This is a genomic window from Aurantimonas sp. HBX-1, assembly GCF_021391535.1.
GTDB lineage: Bacteria > Pseudomonadota > Alphaproteobacteria > Rhizobiales > Rhizobiaceae > Aurantimonas.
Genome location: NZ_CP090066.1, coordinates 1,222,812 through 1,238,978, shown reverse-complemented (window position 1 = coordinate 1,238,978; position 16,167 = coordinate 1,222,812). Strand labels below are relative to the sequence as shown.

Here is a 16,167-nt window from a genome sequence, read left to right as displayed (position 1 = left end):
AGCCTGCGTCAGTCCACCTGTCCGCCGGCGGCGCCCTCGCCCTCGGCTTCGCTGTCGGGGGTCACGTCGAGCACCTGCGCCCGCATGGTGATCTCGGCGGGCTTCGGCTTGCAGTCCACCATACAGGGTTCAGCGCCGGTCTTGTAGTGCGGTTCGGACTCCCGGTCGTCCGGTATGAACCCGCCGGCATTCGGCATCTCGATCGAGGTGAAGTTCTCGTTGGAGAGCTCGAACTCCTCGTCGCTGACGATGTCGTTGAGGTAGAGCACATAGGCGGTCAGGGCGTAGACGTCGTCGTCGCCGAGCGTCTGCGCGCTGCCGAACGGCATGGCCCGGTGGATGTAGTCGTACACCGTCGAAAGATGCGGCCAGTAGGAGCCGATGGTCTTCTCGGGGCGCGAGCGCGTGAGCGTGTCGTAGCCGCCGGCGAGAACCGGCCAGCGATCCCGGCCCTCGCCGAAGTCGCCGTGGCAGGACGCGCACTGCGCCTCGAACAGCGCTTCGCCTTCCGCCACCGTGCCGCTGCCGACCGGAAGCCCCTGCCCGTCCGGCCGGACGTCGATGTCCCAGGCGGCGATTTCCGCCTCCGTCGCGGCCCGGCCGAGCCCGAGCTTGCCGCCCGACGGCTCCTCGGCCGCGACCGGCGCCAGGGCCGCCGCACCCGTGGCGATCAGTGCCGCAAGGAAAAGCGCCTCAGGAAACTTCGACATTTTCGAGCCCTCCGTCCGAGGTCAGAAGCCAGGTCTGGATGCCGTTGTTGTGGTAGATCGAGTTGTCGCCGCGCGCCGCCCGAAGCTCGTTCTTGGTGGGTTGCACGAAGCCTCGCTCGTCGACGGCGCGGGACTGCAGCAGCAGCTGCGAGCCATCCCAGTCGAAGTCGTAGTAGAAGCGGTGCAGCGCCATCGGCAGGCTCGGCCCGTCGATCCGCGCCGTCTGCCAGTTCCGCCCGCCATCGACCGAGACGTCGACCCGGTTGATGCGGCCGTTGCCGGACCAGGCAAGGCCGGTGACCACGGTGCGTCCCTTACCGTGGCGTATCGGCGCCTGCGGGCTCGGACTGGTGATGACCGACTTCACCTCCATGCCCCAGGTGAATTTGCGCGCCTTGCCGCTGGCAAGGAGGTCGGTGTATTTCGACGTCTCTTCCCGCTGCTCCCAGGGCTGGTCGCCGACCTCGAGGCGGCGCAGCCACTTGACCCACATATTGCCTTCCCAGCCCGGCACGACGAGGCGCACCGGATAGCCCTGTTCGGGTCGCAGCGCCTCGCCGTTCATCTTCCAGGCGACGAGGCAGTCGTCGAGCGCCTTCTCCATCGGGATCGAGCGGGTCATCGAGGACGCATCGGCGCCTTCGGCCAGCAGCCACTTGCCGGCGGTCTTCACCCCGGCCTCCTCGAGCAGGTAGCGCAGCGGCGTGCCGGTATACATCACGCAGTGGATCATGCCGTGGGTGAACTGGCAGCCGTTCAGCTGCGCGCCGCGCCATTCCATGCCGCTATTGGCCGCGCATTCCAGGAAGTAGACGCGGTTCTCGCGGGGAAAGCGCTTCAGATCGTCCATGGTAAAGACCAGCGGCCGGTCGACGAGACCGTTGATCATCAGCCGGTGCTCGTCCGGCGGGATCTCGGCGATGCCGGCGTGATGGCGCTCGAAGCAGAGCCCGTTCGGCGTGATGATCCCGTCGAGATCATGCAGTGGCGTGAAGCTGACGGAACTGGTCGCGTCGGCGGTCAGCCACGGCACGTCGCGGCGCACGACCTCGGCCTCGAAAGGCGACGGCGTCCCGTAGGGCCGCGAGACCACGCCCTCGCCGAGATAGCTGTTCCAGTCCTTCAGCTCGGTGATTGCCGGATCGCCGCCGGCGGCGGCCCGCGCGCCGCTGGTCCCGGCGAAGGCGGCCGCGCCGCCCAGGGCGAGACTGCGCATGAGGAAGCTTCGGCGGGAGGTTCCCTCCCCTGTCTTCTCAGGCCTGTCAGTCATCGGCATCCTCCCGACATAGAATTATATGATATTTTGCATATATCAGCGCGCGGCCGGCCTGTCGACTGTCCAGCCTCAGCCCTTGACGATAACGCTGCGATTTTCCTCGGGCGAAACCGTCGGGTTCTTCGCCAGATAGCTTTCCACCACGTCCCAGATCGCCGGCCCCTCGGTGCCTTCGTTGACCGACGCCCAGCCGGTGACGACATAGTCGCGGCCCGCCTCGATCGGCGCCTGGGTCTTCAGCACCGTCATGTCGGTGATCCGCGAGCCGATCGTCTTGGTGGGATCGATGGCGTAACCGAGGCCGCCGACACGGACCATGTCACCGCCCTGCTGGTAATAGGGATCGGCGTTGAACAGGTTGTCGGCGACATCCTCGAGGATGGTCTTCAGCATCTCGCCGCTCATCGTGTTGCGGTAGACGGCCGGGTAGGTCATCGCGCAGACCGTATGGAGGTCCTCGACGGTGATGTCGCTGTCGGCGGGCAGCGACGTGCCCCAGCGGAATCCCGGCGACAGCGCGATCTCGGCATCGCGCTCGGCGAGCAGCGCCTCGCAGATCACGTCGTCCCAAGTGCCGTTGAAATTGCCGCGGCGGTACAGCAGCCCGTCGGTGTGGCCGATCACCCGCTGCAGCTCGTCCGCATAGGGTGCCCGCACCTCGTCGATGACCGCGGCCATCTCGGCATCCGGCGAAATGACGTCGGAGAACACCGGGATCAGCCGGTAGCGGAAATCCTTCAGGCGCCCGTCGGAGACGTCGAGATCGAGGCGGCTCAGGAACTTGCCGTTCGAGCCGGAGGCGATCAGCAGCGTGTTGCCGACCTTCACCGGCTCGGGCAGCGCATCGTGGGTATGGCCGGTCAGGATGATGTCGATCCCGGCGACCCGCGACGCCAGCTTGCGGTCGACGTCGAAGCCGTTGTGAGAGAGCAAGACGACGAGGTCGGCGCCTTCCGCCCGTGCCGCCTCGACATGCAGGGCGATCTGCTCGTCGCGGATGCCGAATGACCAGCCGGGGATCAGCCAGGAGGGATTCGCTATGGGCGTGTAGGGAAAGGCCTGGCCGATCACGGCGATCTTCGCGCCGCCGCGCTCGATCATCTTCCAGGCCTCGAAGGCCGGCTCGTCCCACTCATTGTCGAAGATGTTCGAGCCGAGGAACGGAAAGGCCAGGGAGTCGATCGCCTCCTTCACCCGGTCGGTGCCGTAGGTAAATTCCCAGTGCCCGGTCATGGCGTCGGGCGCCAGCACGTTCATCGCCGTGATCATGTCGGCGCCGGCCGTCTTGTTGGCGGTGTAGCTGCCCTGCCAGGTGTCGCCGCCGTCGAGCAGCAGCACGTTGTCCGCGCCGCGCTCGGCGCGGGCGCGCCGCACGATCGTGGCGATCCGGTCGAGGCCGCCCATCTTGCCGTACTGCCGCGCCAGCGCGCCGAAATCTTCCGAGGTCAGCGCGTAGGCATCGGGTGTGCCCGGCTCGATCCCGTAGAGCTTGAGGAAGTCGGCGCCGGTGACGTGCGGCGGCAGCCCGGCGACCGCGCCGATGCCGATGTTGACCGCCGGCTCGCGGAAATACACCGGCTTCAGCTGCGCGTGGATGTCGGTGACGTGGAGCAGCGTGACATTGCCGAAGTCGGCGGCGCCGAGCAGATCGTCCTCGGTGAGCTTCTGCTGGGCGGCGGCCCTCGACCAGCGGCCGGATAGGCCGGATCCCGTCAGCGCTCCCAGCGCTACCGTCGCAGTCAGGAATTCGCGTCTGGAAAACATGATTCATCCTCGATCCGGATCGCCGAGGCGATCCGGACTGGCCGGTTCATGGCTGGCAGCCGCAGCTGCCGGGGGAAATTGCTACTGGCGCACGGCCGGCGTTTCGACCGACAGGCCCTGGCCGCGCCAGGCGGTATAGACCTCGAGGGCCATCAACTCGTCGGAGAAGGCCTTCGGCATTTCCGCCCGCGTGTCGCGGATGCAGCCGCGGAAGCGGTTGTGCAGCGAGACCATGCCGCCGGTGTTGAAGCGGTAGGTCGGGAAGCCGTTGGTCTGCCCCTGGCTCAGATGGTCCGCGCGGATGTACTTGCCGTTGGCGGTCTCGTGGCAGGAGGCGCAGGACAGGTCGAGCTGGCCGGTGCGCAAATAGTAGCGCTCCTTGCCCTTTTCCCACCAGTTCATCATCTCGCCCTCGGCGAGGTCGATCGCCACCGGCTCGCCCAGCGACTGATGCTTGATGAAGGTCACCAGGTCCTTCTGGTCCTGCGCGTCGAACTTGTAGGGCTCGGCCTGCATGTTCTGGGTCCGGCAGGCGTCGATCTGCAGCTCGAGATTGAAGGGCTTGCCCGCCTTGGCGTTCCATTTTGGATAGTGGGCGCCGACGCCCGCCATGCTCTCGGAGGCGTCCCCGTGGCAGGTCGCGCAGGACTTGCCCGCCGCGCCATCCACGGTGTTCCAGATCTCCTCGCCGCGCTCGACATTGAGCATGCCGGGGTTCTCGAAGCTGTCCATCTCCGTGGCGCGCGTCTCCGCCTCGCGATAGAGCCAGCCGGACTCGACCTTGTCGAAGAAGTGCCCCGGCGGCTCGGTCGGCGCGGGGGCGACGGTGATCATCTCCTCGCCGTCGATCGTCAGCGTCTCGTCGACGGGATCGGCCAGCGCGCCGGTCACCAGCGCCAGGCTGCCGAGGCAGGAGAAACCCAAAAGGGCGATGACGGACTTCTTCAAGCGGTTTTCCTCCCACGACGAGGCCAGAGCCTTGCGGCCGACCTCTTGCCTGTTCCGGTTGCCAAGCCGGCTGCTACTTGACCTCGATCTTCTGCTCGTCCGTGTAGATCTCGCCGTTGTCGTCCACCCAGGTGAACTTGAACGTGCCGCTCTCGGGCACCTTCGCGGTGAACTCGAAATACGGATTGGCCGAAACGGCAGGGTCGAGGTCGCACTCGAACACCTTCACGCCGTTGAACTCACAGGTGAACTTGTTGATGATCTGCCGCGGGATGACGTTGCCGTCGGCATCCTTGCGCTGGCCCGATTCCATCTCGTGGCTGATCAGGGTCTTGATGGTGACGATTTCCCCGGCGCTGGCGGTCTTGGGGACTTTCACTCTCGGCTTCGGCGTTGCCATGGTCTGGTTCTCCTCGGGTGACGCCCGCCTTCAGCGGGGTCACGCATCTGTCTCGATCTCGGTTCGACGGGCGGAAACGGGCCCGATCAGCCGCCGCAGCCGCCGATCGTCACCTTCACTTCCTTGCGGTCGGAAAAGACCGAGCCGTCATTCATCTTAGCTACCGCGATGACGTTCTGGGTCTGCGCCAGCCGGATTCGCGTCGTCGCCGTCGCGCTGCCGCTCATCGGGGTGAAGTGGAAGGTGGCAACCTCCGGATTGGGGTTGCCCTCGGCGAGGATCGTCACCGACTCGACGTAGCTCTCTTCGGTCATCGGGCTCTCGACCGTCACCGAGATCGGCACGGTATTGCCGTTCTCGGCAATCTCCGGGGCCGTCAGGCTGATCGTTCCGGTCTGCGGCTTGGCGCCGCCGGTGAAGGCGGCAAGCGCCTTCTCGGCCTCCTCGATGCTCGCCAGAGCACGGCTCGGGGCGAAGGCGAACAGGCCGTAGGTGGCAGCGCCGGCGGACAGCGCGAAGATCTGGCGTCTCGTCATGTTCATGGAAATTCCTTCCTAGTCGCCTTTCAGCGTCTCGAGATAGGCAACGACGTCCTCGACCTGCTGTGCGGTCAGGATGGTCTTGCCCTGATATTTTTCGGCGACGTTGACGCCGACATCGAGCGTGTAGAAGCCCGGCATGACGGTCTGCTCGCCGAACACCTGCTTGGCGTCGACCAGGATCGCGCGCAGCTGGCCCGGCTCCCAGCGGTCGGCGACGCCGTTCATCTCCGGTCCGACATTGCCGTGGAACAGCTGGTCGTCGAGATCGGCATTGGCATGGCAGGCCAGGCAGTTGCCGAGGCCGCGATCCATGAAGATGCTCCGCCCCTCGGCCGGGTCGCCCGGCTTGTCGGTCAGCGGATCGGCGACCTGCGCGTCGGTGATGGACACATCGGCGGGCGCTGTCTCCGCAGCGAAAACCACAGGCGGCAACGCGATGGACAAGGCGATGCCGAGCGCGAGCGGGCGCATCATGGACAAATTCTACCTCCCGGGTCTCGGCCTTGGTCGACCGAACTGCTTCCATTCCCCACGGCGATTAAAGCAGCACGGGACAATGAATGCAAGTATTGTTATTTTCGAATGTATTGCGACTGCTCACAAGTCGCACCGCATCGCAGCAATCACTTGGCGGTCTCGATTGTCGCACCGGCCTCGCCCAGCTTGCGAGCATGATATTTCTGAAAATGCTCCTCCCCCTGGTATCCCTTTTCGCGCACCCACTGGAACATGTGCAGGAAGGTCTGCTTGCCGAACGCCCCCGGCATGGTGGCGACGGCGGCGTCGCCGGCCGTGCCCTCCGCCGGCGCCGATTCCGGCATGAACAGGATGGTCGGGGTGAACACCACGCGCCAGCGCCGCGCCGCGGTCTTTTCCGACAGCGTGCTGCCGTCGAGGTCGGTGACCTCCTCGTCGCCGAAGAGATTGTACTGGACCACGTGGAAATTCGCCGCGATGTAGTCGCGGACCGCCGGGTCGGCGAGGATCTCCTCGTGCATCTGCCGGCAGTAGATGCAGCCGCGCTGCTCGAACACCAGCGCCAGCCGCTTGCCGTCCTGCCGGGCGGCCTCGATGTCGTCGGCGATGTCGCGGAACGTCAGCGTGAACCAGGGCTCCTTGTGCAGCCCGTCGTCGCCGACCTCCGCGGCGGGCGCCGCCGACGCCAGACAGAACAGCGCCGCCGCGGCGATCATGACCCGTCTCAACATGCGCTTCTCCTCCCTTGCTTCCGGCGCTCCCGGCGCCGGGTTTACCCGATCGTCGCGAAGACCGGAAAGGTCTCCAGCAACCAGTAGGAAATCGTCGCCATCTGGCCGGTGACGAACAGGATGCCGGTCAGCACCAGGGCGCCGCCCATGATCTTCTCGACCGTTGCCATATGCTGCCGGAACCGCGCCGCCAAGGCCAGGAACCGCGTGGCGAAGGCGGCCGCGAGCAGGAACGGCACGCCGATGCCGAGCGAGTAGGCGGCCAGCAGCCCGGCGCCGCGCAGCGCCGTCTCCTGCGTGCCCGCGACGAAAAGGATGGCCGCCAGCACCGGTCCGACGCAGGGCGTCCAGCCGAAGGCGAAGGCGAGGCCGATCACATAGGCGCCGACCGGCCCGGCCGGCTTGCGTGACACCTGGACGCGCGCCTCGCGGTAGAGCAGCGCCAGGCGGAAGACGCCGAGGAAGTGCAGCCCCATGACGATGATGATGATGCCGGCGATCACCGACAGGACGTCGAACCACTCGGCGACGACCTGTCCCAGCACGCTGGCGGTGGCGCCGAGGGCGACGAAAACGGTGGTGAAGCCGGCGACGAAGGCGAGCGAGGCCAGCATGATCTGGCGCTTGACCGCCGGTTCTGCGCCGCGGTCGCGGACCTGGTCGAAGCTCAGCCCCGCCAGGTAGGCGAGATAGGGCGGAACGATCGGCAGCACGCACGGCGACACGAAGGAGATAAGCCCCGCCAGCAGAGCTGCGCCGTAGCCAACATCGAGCATTTGGACGTTTCCGGATACGACATTATCTGGTGCGGCCGGATGCGCCGATTGCGCAGGACCCGGCTTGGTATTAAATAGAAGAATGCATATGTTTTCATCTATTGCAAATGGTGGACTGCGGGGAGGCCGGCGGCAAGCCGGACGCCTCGTCCGTGGCATCGTGCTGCTGGCCTGCCTGGCGGCGCCGGGCGGCGCTGCGGCCGCCGCCGAACTGCTGATGCTGGAGAGGCCCGGCTGCGTCTGGTGCGAACGTTTCGACGCGGAGATCGCGCCGGCCTATCCGGCGACGGAAGCCGGGCGCATTGCGCCGCTGCGCCGCGTCGACCTGACCGAACCCTGGCCGGAAGACCTGGACGACGTCGCGAGGGAGCGGGTGACGCCGACCTTCGTCCTGATCGAGGCTGGTCAGGAGATCGCCCGGATGCGAGGTTACCCGGGGGATGCCTTCTTCTGGGGGCTTCTCGACGACATGCTGGCGAAACTGTCCGGCGGCGCGGGTGCGCGCGGCGAAGCGATCTGATCGAGCGAGCGACTTGAGCAATCTCAGCAACTGGTCCGTTCCCAAATTCGACCCGGCCACCTCGCCGGAGGAGACCGAGGCGTTCTTCGAGCAGGCCCGCAAGGCCAGCGACCTGCTGAAGGCGATGTCGCACGAGACGCGGCTCGTCATCCTCTGCCTCCTGTCGGAAGGCGAGCGCTCGGTCGGCGACATCGAGTCGATCCTGTCCATGCCGCAGGCGGCGGTGTCGCAGCAGCTGGCGCGCCTGCGCCTCGACCGGCTGGTCAGGACGCGGCGTGACGGGCGTACCGTCTACTACCGGCTCGCCAGCGAGGAGGTCACCGCCCTGATCGGCACGCTGTACGGCCTGTTCTGCGCTCCGGTCCGCAAGTCCCGAGGCGACTGACCCCTCGATCGGACGCGCGAAGTCGATGCGTCGGCGGTCTGAGACCCCCTGCCCGGACGGCGCAGCCTCTACTCCGGTGGTGTTCGCTGCGGCCGAGGGTTGACGCTCGCGCGGCCGGTCCGGTAGATCGGGCCAGTGCCTGCGGGCAGCTGACGGTCCCGGTGGCCGCAGCGAGGGGGAAGCACGCCTTCCACGCCTCTGGAGAGGTCGGGCGTGTACCAGTTCAATTTTACCCCGGTTTTCGACAATTTCGACCAGCTCCTCGCGGGCGCCTGGGTGACGATCCAGCTGTCCTTCGGCGCCATGCTGATCGGGCTGGTGGTGGCGGTCGTCTGCGCCGTCGGCAAGACGGCCGGACCGAAGCCGGTGCGCTTCCTGATCGACGTCTATATCGAGCTGATCCGCAACACCCCGTTCCTGATCCAGATCTTCTTCATCTATTTCGCCCTGCCGGCGCTCGGCCTCAGGCTGACGCCCGGCACCGCGGCGCTGCTCGCCCTCGTCGTGAATGTCGGCGCCTATGCCACCGAGATCGTGCGCGCCGGCATCGAGTCGATCCCCACCGGCCAGGTCGAGGCCGGCACGGCGCTTGGGCTGAAGCGCGGCCAGATCTTCCGCTACATTGTCATGAAGCCGGCGCTGCGCACCGTCTATCCGGCGCTGACCAGCCAGTTCATCTTCCTGATGCTGACATCGAGCGTCGTCTCGGTGATCTCGGCGAACGACCTCGCGGCCGCCGGCAACGACCTGCAGGCGCAGACCTTCGCCTCGTTCGAGGTCTATCTGGTCATCACCGCGATGTATCTCGCCCTTTCGCTCGGCTTCTCGGCGTTCTTCAGCCTGATCCAGCGGGCCGCCTTCCACTACCCGATGAGCCGATAGGAGGGCACCGACATGATCCGCGCCTTCGGCCCCAATGAAGTCTGGTTCATCCTCTCCGCGGTGCAGTGGACGCTGGCCCTCTCGGCCATCGCCTTCGCCGGCGGCGCCGTCGGCGGCCTCATCACCGCGCTCGCCCGCGTCTCGCACAACCGCATCGTCTCCGGCCTCGCCCTTGGCTTCATCCGCCTGTTCCAGGGCACGCCGCTGCTGATGCAGCTGTTCCTGGTGTTCTTCGGCCTCAGCATCCTCGGCTACGGCGTCAATCCGTGGTTCGCCGCCGCGCTCGCTTTGACCCTCCACGCCTCCGCCTTTCTCGGCGAGATCTGGCGCGGCTGCATCCAGGCGGTGCCGGCCGGCCAGGCCGAAGCCAGCTGGGCGCTCGGCATCTCCTATTTCGACCGGATGAAGTCGATCATCCTGCCGCAGGCCGCCCGCATCGCCGTGGCGCCGACGGTCGGCTTCCTGGTGCAGCTGATCAAGGGCACCTCGCTCGCCTCGATCATCGGCTTCGTCGAGCTGACCCGCGCCGGGCAGATCGTCAACAACGCCACCTTCGACCCATTCAAGGTCTTCGGCCTGGTGGCGCTGATCTATTTCGTCATCTGCTGGCCGCTGTCGCTGGTGGCCCGGCACATGGAACGCCGCTTCGCCGCCATCGCGCAGCGCTGACCCTACCTATCGTCACGCCGCATCGGCACGACGCCATCCAACGGGAGGAACACCATGAACTATTTCACCAAGGCACTGGGCTTTGCCGCCGCGGCCGCGCTGCTCGCCGGCGCCACGGTCGCGCCGGCTTCGGCCCAGACCGTCGAGGAGATCAAGTCGCGCGGCACCGTCAATATCGGCATGCTCGTCGACTTCCCGCCCTTCGGCATCCTGGACCTCGAGGGCAAGCCGGACGGCTATGACGCGGACGTCGCAAAGCTGCTCGCCAAGGACATGGGCGTCGATGTCAACATCGTGCCGGTCACCGGCCCGAACCGCATCCCCTACCTGCTCTCCGGCCAGGTCGACCTTCTCGTCGCCTCGCTCGGCATCACGCCGGAGCGCGCCGAACAGGTCGACTTCTCCCAGCCCTATGCCGGCATCGAGATCTTCGTCTACGGCGACCAGAACATCGAGGTCACCGACGGGAAAGATCTCGCCGGCCAGAACATCGGCGTCGCCCGCGCCTCGACCCAGGACACCGCGATCACCGAGATCGCGCCGGCCGACGCCAACATCCAGCGCTTCGACGACGACGCCACTGCCGTGCAGGCGCTGCTGTCGGGCCAGGTGCCGCTGATCGGCGCCTCCAACGTCGTGATCGCGCAGATCAACCAGGCCGCGCCCGACCGCTTCGACGCCAAGTTCCCGCTGCGCCAGCAGAGCCAGGGCATCGCGGTGCGCAAGGGTTCGGACGAGCTGCTGACCTACGTCAACGACTTCCTCAACCGCGCGAAGGAAAGCGGCGAGCTCAACGCCATCCACGAGAAGTGGCTGCAGTCGCCGCTGCCGGACTTCCTCGCCAAGACGCAGAAGTAACAAACACCTGTGAGGGAGACGCCGATCATGAGCCAGACAGATGCGACCACGGCTGAAGCGGCGGACTCCCTCGCGGTGACGATGGAAGGCGTCGACAAGTATTACGGCGACTTCCATGCGCTGAAATCCGTCGACCTGACGGTCCGCCGGGGCGAGAAGATCGTCCTGTGCGGCCCGTCGGGATCCGGCAAGTCGACGCTGATCCGCTGCATCAATCAGCTCGAGGCGGTGCAGAAGGGCAGGATCGTCGTCGACGGCATCGAGCTGACGGCGGGACCGAAGAATGTCGAGCTGGTGCGCCGCGACGTCGGCATGGTGTTCCAGCAGTTCAACCTCTTCCCGCACATGACGGTGCTGGAGAACTGCACCCTGGCGCCCATCAAGGTGCGCGGCGTCTCGAAAGCGGAAGCGCAGGAGACGGCGCGCAAATATCTCGCCCGCGTCCGCATCCCCGAGCAGGCCGACAAATACCCGGCGCAGCTTTCCGGCGGCCAGCAGCAGCGCGTCGCCATCGCCCGGGCGCTGTGCATGAACCCGAAGATCATGCTGTTCGACGAGCCGACCTCGGCGCTCGACCCGGAAATGGTCAAGGAGGTGCTCGACACGATGATCGACCTTGCCGAAGAGGGCATGACGATGCTGGTCGTCACCCACGAGATGGGCTTTGCCCGGCGCGTCGCCGACCGGGTGATCTTCATGGACAAGGGCGAGATCGTCGAGATCGCCGAACCGGCGACCTTCTTCGACCATCCGCGCGAGCAGCGCACCAAGGATTTTCTCGGCCAGATCAGCCACTGATCGGTTTCGGCGTTCGGCGTAGGCTTAGCTTCGGGCAGGTCTAACGGCCGCATTGCCTGGGCGGGATGCAACTCCCGCCGAGACCCCGCCCGTCAGTTCAGGAATTTCACCTCGACGCCCGGGTCGACGAGCTTCGCCAGTTCCAGCGCGTCCCAGTTGGTCAGTCGCACGCAGCCGTGCGATGCGGTCTTGTCGATCTCGGACGGCTCGGCCGTCCCGTGGATGCCGTAGGTCGGCTCCGAGAGATCGATCCAGACGTTACCGACCGGATTGTTCGGCCCGGCGGCAAGCACCAGCTTCTCGTCGTTGTCGCCCTGCTGGAAGTTCTTGCTCGGCCGATAGGTGTAGGTCGGGTCGACGGCGATCGCCGTGACCTCGTGCGTGCCCGTCGGCGACGGGTTCTCCTCGCTGCCGATGGTGGCGGGATAGGCGACGATCAGCCTGTCGTCCGCGTCGTATGCCAGCAGCTGAGCCTTCTGCTTGTGCGCCTCGATACGGGCCACCGCGCCATCGGTTCGCGGCGCGCCGATGTCGGCGACGAGGATCGTGGTGCCCTCGCTCATGTCCCTGCCCTCGTTCAGCGCCTTGAACAGCTCGATATCCATGTGATGGCGCTCCGCCAGCATCTCCTCGATGCTGGTGAAACCCAGTGCATCGAGTTCCGCACGCTTGACGTAATCGTCAGGGATCTCGTCGATGAAGTCCTGGCCCGCGTCCTCGGCGGTGATCGTGTAGTCGACCAGCAGATCGGCCTCCTCCTCGCCGCCGAGCATCTTCCAGACCTCTTCGTCGAGCTCGCCGTCGACGGTCAGGTCGTGCATTTCCTCGAAGGCCGAGAGCGCCTTGGTGACGTTCTCGCCCGCGTAGCCGTCGATGACGCCGGGCGAGGCATCGGCGCGGTCGAGCAGGATCTGCGTCTTGAGCATCAGCGCGCTGCGGCCGTCCGTGGCCTCGGCCCGGTCGCCCAAGGCGGCCTTATTGACGTCGTCCTTGGTGATCTCGGCTGCCATGATGGCGGTGGGCCAAGCGCAGGAGATGGCCATGAGGCCGGTCATCAGTGTCTTCGGGAACGGGCCCATGGCAATCTCCTGTGGAAGGGCGACCCATGCAAAACGGGGAGACCCATTGCCTCCCCGCTGCACGTTGTCGAATGCGAGAAGGGCCGGTCGCGATGACCGGCCCTTCGTCGTTGGTCTTAGAGAGTGCCGATCTCGACCTCTTCGTCGGCCGCGTAGGCCGGTGCGTTGACCGTGTCGAACTCCGGCAGCGCCTCGATGTCGTCTTCGGTCATGCCCCGAAGCAGGAGCTCGTCGCCCCGCATGGACATCGCGTCGAGCGGCAGCGCAACCTCGCGCTCGCCAAGACCGAGGAAGCCGCCTTCGGCCAGCACGGCGTAGATGCGATCGTCGACGAACACCAGACGCTCGACCTCACCGAGATCCTCGTCCTCGGCGTTGATCACTTCGAGACCGATGATCTCGGAAGCGGTCACCGTCGTCATCTCGCCAGCGGCGATCTCTTCGTCACCGGCACGCAGGGCGGCAAACTGGTCGTCTTCCTGGATCGACGCAGTGGTGTCGTCCGCCTCCTCGAACTGGATGTCCGGCTCACCCGACTGGGTGTACTGGATGTTCGGCTCGCCGGTCTCGGAGAACTCGATCTTCGGCTCGGCCTGCTCGTAGCTGACCACCGGCTGGCTTTCGTTGATGTTCACCTGGGCTTCGCTGGCGGCGCCCTCCTGGGTCACGATCGGCTGGCCCGGGACGATGTTGACGTCGGCAGCATCACGATCCTCGACGCGCACGGTCGGCTCGTTGAGCGCGATCTGCGGCTTGCCCATCTCGACATTGACCTCAGGCTGCGCCTGGCTAACCGAGATCTGCGGCTCCGGCGACGTCACGGCGACGTCAGGATCGGGCATGCGGACGATGATCTGCGGCTGCGGCTGGTCGATCGTGATCGTCGGGCGGGGCATCTCGACGCGGATGGTCGGCTGCTGCTGACGAACGACGATGACCGGACGCGCCTGATCGACCGTAACCGTCGGATCTTCCTGGCTGACCGTAACACGCGGATCGGCCTGGTCGACGGTGACCGTCGGCTCCGGCTGCGTCACGACGATGCGGCCACCGGTGGCCGTCAGGTCGGCGCCTTCGTTCTCCTCGAGCGCGCTCTCGGCTTCGGCGAGCCACGGGCCGCAGATGGCCGGATCGTTCTGCTCGATGACGTCACGCGCGCCGACGACGAATTCCTCGTTGAAGAGTTCGGCATTCTCCTCGTTCAGCACCTGGAGCTCGTCGCAGGCCTCGATGTTGACGGCGGGCTCCGTCGTATCCTGCGCCGACGCGGTCGACACCAGCGCAGTGGTTCCGAGCAGCGACGCGGCGATCATGGATGTAAAGCGGTAGTTCATTTTCACATATCCCTGTGATTTCGGTGATGTTTGGTAAAGGGACAGTGAGGGGAACAGTTCCGAAAAAGCCGCAATTAATTCCCGAAAAAGGCGGCGAACTCCATATAAACTTATGATTTAACTACACTTTTTTCGTTCGCCACATTAGCGGAGATCATGGCGGACCGGCGGCATAGTCGTGTCGATGCGACACTTTCTCACATGAAACTATTTTACTAAGGGCATTTTATATTTATCGCCGATCCGACCTTCGGTAGGCAGCTAAGGGTAATATTAGAATTGTATACTCGATTTTCAGGATCGTTATTCAGAAAAAGAAAAATCTATTGCGGAAACTTCTTTTTTTGTATTTGCCCGTCGGCGCACGCTTGCCCTGCCTCCGCCCCTGCAGACGAGACGAGGATGGGCCGCCGGGGTCTTTTCGCCGCGCCGGAGCCGCGGCGCCTCAGGCCTTGCGGAGCCATCGCCGGAACAGCCCGCGCCGCGCCAGCGGCTCGAACATCTCGGTCGGGCCTTCCGGGTCGAGGACCTCGTTGTCCGCGAGCCAGGCTTCGCCATCCGAGATCTCGGGCATGCGATACGGCCGGAGCGTGCGCCCCTCGCCCCTCAGCCCTTCGATCGCGCCGATGAGCGAGCCGGAACGGGCGATTGCCTCGCGGACCGTCGTCGCGTCGCAACCGAGATGCTCGGCGAGAAAATCGTCCCGGATCGCGGCGATCGCCGGCGGCACGTCAGGGTCGTCCACGAGAGCCGCATCGATCGTCACGTCGCATTCGGTATCGAGCCGCATCGAGCGATTGTTCATATTGGACGAGCCGATCCGCAGCACCTGGTCGTCGACCACCAGAACCTTGGCGTGCACGTAGATCGCCTCGCCGCCGTCGTTGTAGGGATGGTACATGCGGAAGCGGCCGTGGCGATCCTTACGCTGCAGCGCCTCGACGAAGCGCGCCCGGGCGGTGTTCATGGCGACCGGCTCGAGCCAGCCTTCGGCGCTCTGCGGATTGACGATGACGATTTCCGGGCCATCCGGCTCATCGAGGCGTGCGGCAATGGCCTCGGCAATGCGGCGCGAGGCGAAATACTGGCTTTCGGCGTAAATGAACCGCTTGGCCCGGGCGATCTGGTCGACGTAGAGCTGCTCGATCTCGTGCACCGCCGGCCGCCCGTCATATTCCGGGGCCGAGCGCGAGATGGCCATCGGCACGTTGTGGAACTGGGTCCACAGCCCGTCCGGCCAGCTGGCCTTGACGCCCTCGATCGGGTGCATCGGAGGCGTGCCGCCCGCCGCCTCCCATCGCTGCCGGCAGACCTCGGCAAGCGCGGTGGTGATCGGCCCGGTGAAGGCCGAGGTCGCGTCGTGCCACGGCTTGTAGCGCCGATGCGTCGTGGGCCGGCGCCGCCGCTTGTCGTGGTAGCGATGCTCGCGCGTGTCCCAGCGGTCGCCGGTCATGTCGATACCGCCGCAGAAGGCGAAGCAGTCGTCGATGACGACGATCTTCTGATGGTGCGAGGACGCCGGCGGGTGGGCGCCGTCGAGCTTGGTGTGGATCCGAGGATGCCGCATCCAGCTGATCAGGCGCAGGATGGTGGTGCCTCGGACCAGCGTCGCGGTCGCCCCGACGTCCCAGCGCAGCAGGAAGATCTCGAGCTCGGGCCGCCGCTTGACCAGCCAGAGGATGAAGGCCCCGAGCTTGCGCGGCGCGCCGTCCCCCGCCTCGCGGCCGAACTCGATCCGCGCGTCGAAGTCCCAGCCGACCAGCGTGATGCGCTGCCTGGCCTCCAGCATCGCCGCCCGCGCGAAGCTGAAATAGTCGTCGGCATCGACGATCACCGAGGCCCGGTCCGCGGTGTCGATACGGAAACAGTTGCGGCCCTGATCGAGACCATGGTCCGGTGGCTGTGGCATGCTGTCGTATCCGGGAACTGACGCGGGAATGGTAGGAGTCGCTGGGGCAAACCTAGTGAAGAGGGACCCCGCTCCGCAAGCCGTGGCACCCCGATCGGTTGCCGGTCGG

18 protein-coding genes are annotated in these 16,167 nt (G+C 65.9%); 6 read left to right on the top strand and 12 right to left on the bottom strand.

The window, feature by feature from the left end; genetic code table 11:
* Positions 1–8 precede the first annotated feature (8 nt).
* The 9 genes from LXB15_RS05835 to LXB15_RS05795 all read right to left on the bottom strand — a co-directional run bounded on the left by LXB15_RS05835 (position 9) and on the right by LXB15_RS05795 (position 7,624).
* Positions 9–710 (bottom strand): c-type cytochrome, encoded by a 702-nt coding sequence (locus tag LXB15_RS05835; protein ID WP_233951610.1) that lies wholly within the window; start codon positions 708–710, stop codon positions 9–11.
* A complete protein-coding gene (gene soxC, locus LXB15_RS05830; protein WP_233951609.1) occupies positions 694–1,926 on the bottom strand; it encodes a sulfite dehydrogenase in 1,233 nt (410 codons plus the stop codon). Before soxC ends, LXB15_RS05835 begins: the two co-directional genes overlap by 17 nt.
* A 129-nt stretch (positions 1,927–2,055) precedes the next feature.
* A complete protein-coding gene (soxB, locus tag LXB15_RS05825; RefSeq protein WP_233951607.1) occupies positions 2,056–3,750 on the bottom strand; it encodes a thiosulfohydrolase SoxB in 1,695 nt (564 codons plus the stop codon).
* Between the two features lie 81 nt (positions 3,751–3,831).
* Positions 3,832–4,698 (bottom strand): sulfur oxidation c-type cytochrome SoxA, encoded by an 867-nt coding sequence (gene soxA, locus LXB15_RS05820; RefSeq protein ID WP_233951605.1) that lies wholly within the window; start codon positions 4,696–4,698, stop codon positions 3,832–3,834.
* A gap of 73 nt (positions 4,699–4,771) precedes the next feature.
* Positions 4,772–5,098 (bottom strand): thiosulfate oxidation carrier complex protein SoxZ, encoded by a 327-nt coding sequence (gene soxZ, locus LXB15_RS05815; RefSeq protein ID WP_233951604.1) that lies wholly within the window; start codon positions 5,096–5,098, stop codon positions 4,772–4,774.
* Positions 5,099–5,184: 86 nt separating this feature from the next.
* Positions 5,185–5,640 (bottom strand): thiosulfate oxidation carrier protein SoxY, encoded by a 456-nt coding sequence (gene soxY, locus LXB15_RS05810; protein WP_233951602.1) that lies wholly within the window; start codon positions 5,638–5,640, stop codon positions 5,185–5,187.
* A gap of 12 nt (positions 5,641–5,652) precedes the next feature.
* Complete coding sequence (gene soxX / locus LXB15_RS05805; protein ID WP_370640209.1) at positions 5,653–6,111, bottom strand: sulfur oxidation c-type cytochrome SoxX; 459 nt, start codon at positions 6,109–6,111, stop codon at positions 5,653–5,655.
* Between the two features lie 152 nt (positions 6,112–6,263).
* Positions 6,264–6,848: a thioredoxin family protein gene (locus LXB15_RS05800; protein ID WP_233951599.1), complete on the bottom strand. Its 585-nt coding sequence runs from the start codon at positions 6,846–6,848 to the stop codon at positions 6,264–6,266.
* A 41-nt stretch (positions 6,849–6,889) separates the two neighbouring features.
* Positions 6,890–7,624 carry a cytochrome c biogenesis CcdA family protein gene (locus LXB15_RS05795; protein ID WP_233951597.1) on the bottom strand — a complete coding sequence of 245 codons (735 nt, stop codon included), beginning with the start codon at positions 7,622–7,624 and terminating at the stop codon, positions 6,890–6,892.
* A gap of 88 nt (positions 7,625–7,712) precedes the next feature.
* Between LXB15_RS05795 and LXB15_RS05790 the strand changes: the two genes are divergently transcribed.
* From LXB15_RS05790 to LXB15_RS05765, 6 genes are all read left to right on the top strand, one after another.
* Positions 7,713–8,144 (top strand): transcriptional regulator, encoded by a 432-nt coding sequence (locus tag LXB15_RS05790; RefSeq protein WP_233953068.1) that lies wholly within the window; start codon positions 7,713–7,715, stop codon positions 8,142–8,144.
* A 13-nt stretch (positions 8,145–8,157) separates the two neighbouring features.
* Positions 8,158–8,529, top strand: a complete 372-nt coding sequence (locus tag LXB15_RS05785; protein WP_233951596.1) for a helix-turn-helix transcriptional regulator — start codon at positions 8,158–8,160, stop codon at positions 8,527–8,529.
* A 213-nt stretch (positions 8,530–8,742) separates the two neighbouring features.
* The gene (locus tag LXB15_RS05780) at positions 8,743–9,411 is read left to right on the top strand and encodes an amino acid ABC transporter permease (protein ID WP_233951594.1); all 669 of its coding nucleotides are present in this window, start codon (positions 8,743–8,745) and stop codon (positions 9,409–9,411) included.
* A gap of 12 nt (positions 9,412–9,423) precedes the next feature.
* Positions 9,424–10,080 (top strand): amino acid ABC transporter permease, encoded by a 657-nt coding sequence (locus LXB15_RS05775; protein WP_233951593.1) that lies wholly within the window; start codon positions 9,424–9,426, stop codon positions 10,078–10,080.
* 54 nt (positions 10,081–10,134) lie between these two features.
* The gene (locus LXB15_RS05770; RefSeq protein ID WP_233951591.1) at positions 10,135–10,938 is read left to right on the top strand and encodes a transporter substrate-binding domain-containing protein; all 804 of its coding nucleotides are present in this window, start codon (positions 10,135–10,137) and stop codon (positions 10,936–10,938) included.
* A gap of 81 nt (positions 10,939–11,019) precedes the next feature.
* On the top strand, positions 11,020–11,736 hold the full coding sequence (locus LXB15_RS05765; protein ID WP_233953067.1) for an amino acid ABC transporter ATP-binding protein: 717 nt from the start codon (positions 11,020–11,022) through the stop codon (positions 11,734–11,736).
* Positions 11,737–11,828: 92 nt separating this feature from the next.
* On the opposite strand, the gene LXB15_RS05760 is transcribed toward LXB15_RS05765, so the two are convergent.
* The 3 genes from LXB15_RS05760 to LXB15_RS05750 all read right to left on the bottom strand — a co-directional run bounded on the left by LXB15_RS05760 (position 11,829) and on the right by LXB15_RS05750 (position 16,058).
* Positions 11,829–12,815 (bottom strand): L,D-transpeptidase, encoded by a 987-nt coding sequence (locus LXB15_RS05760; protein WP_233951589.1) that lies wholly within the window; start codon positions 12,813–12,815, stop codon positions 11,829–11,831.
* 116 nt (positions 12,816–12,931) lie between these two features.
* Positions 12,932–14,149 carry a PRC-barrel domain-containing protein gene (locus LXB15_RS05755; protein ID WP_233951588.1) on the bottom strand — a complete coding sequence of 406 codons (1,218 nt, stop codon included), beginning with the start codon at positions 14,147–14,149 and terminating at the stop codon, positions 12,932–12,934.
* 445 nt (positions 14,150–14,594) lie between these two features.
* Complete coding sequence (locus LXB15_RS05750) at positions 14,595–16,058, bottom strand: phospholipase D-like domain-containing protein (RefSeq protein ID WP_233951586.1); 1,464 nt, start codon at positions 16,056–16,058, stop codon at positions 14,595–14,597.
* Positions 16,059–16,167: the final 109 nt, after the last annotated feature.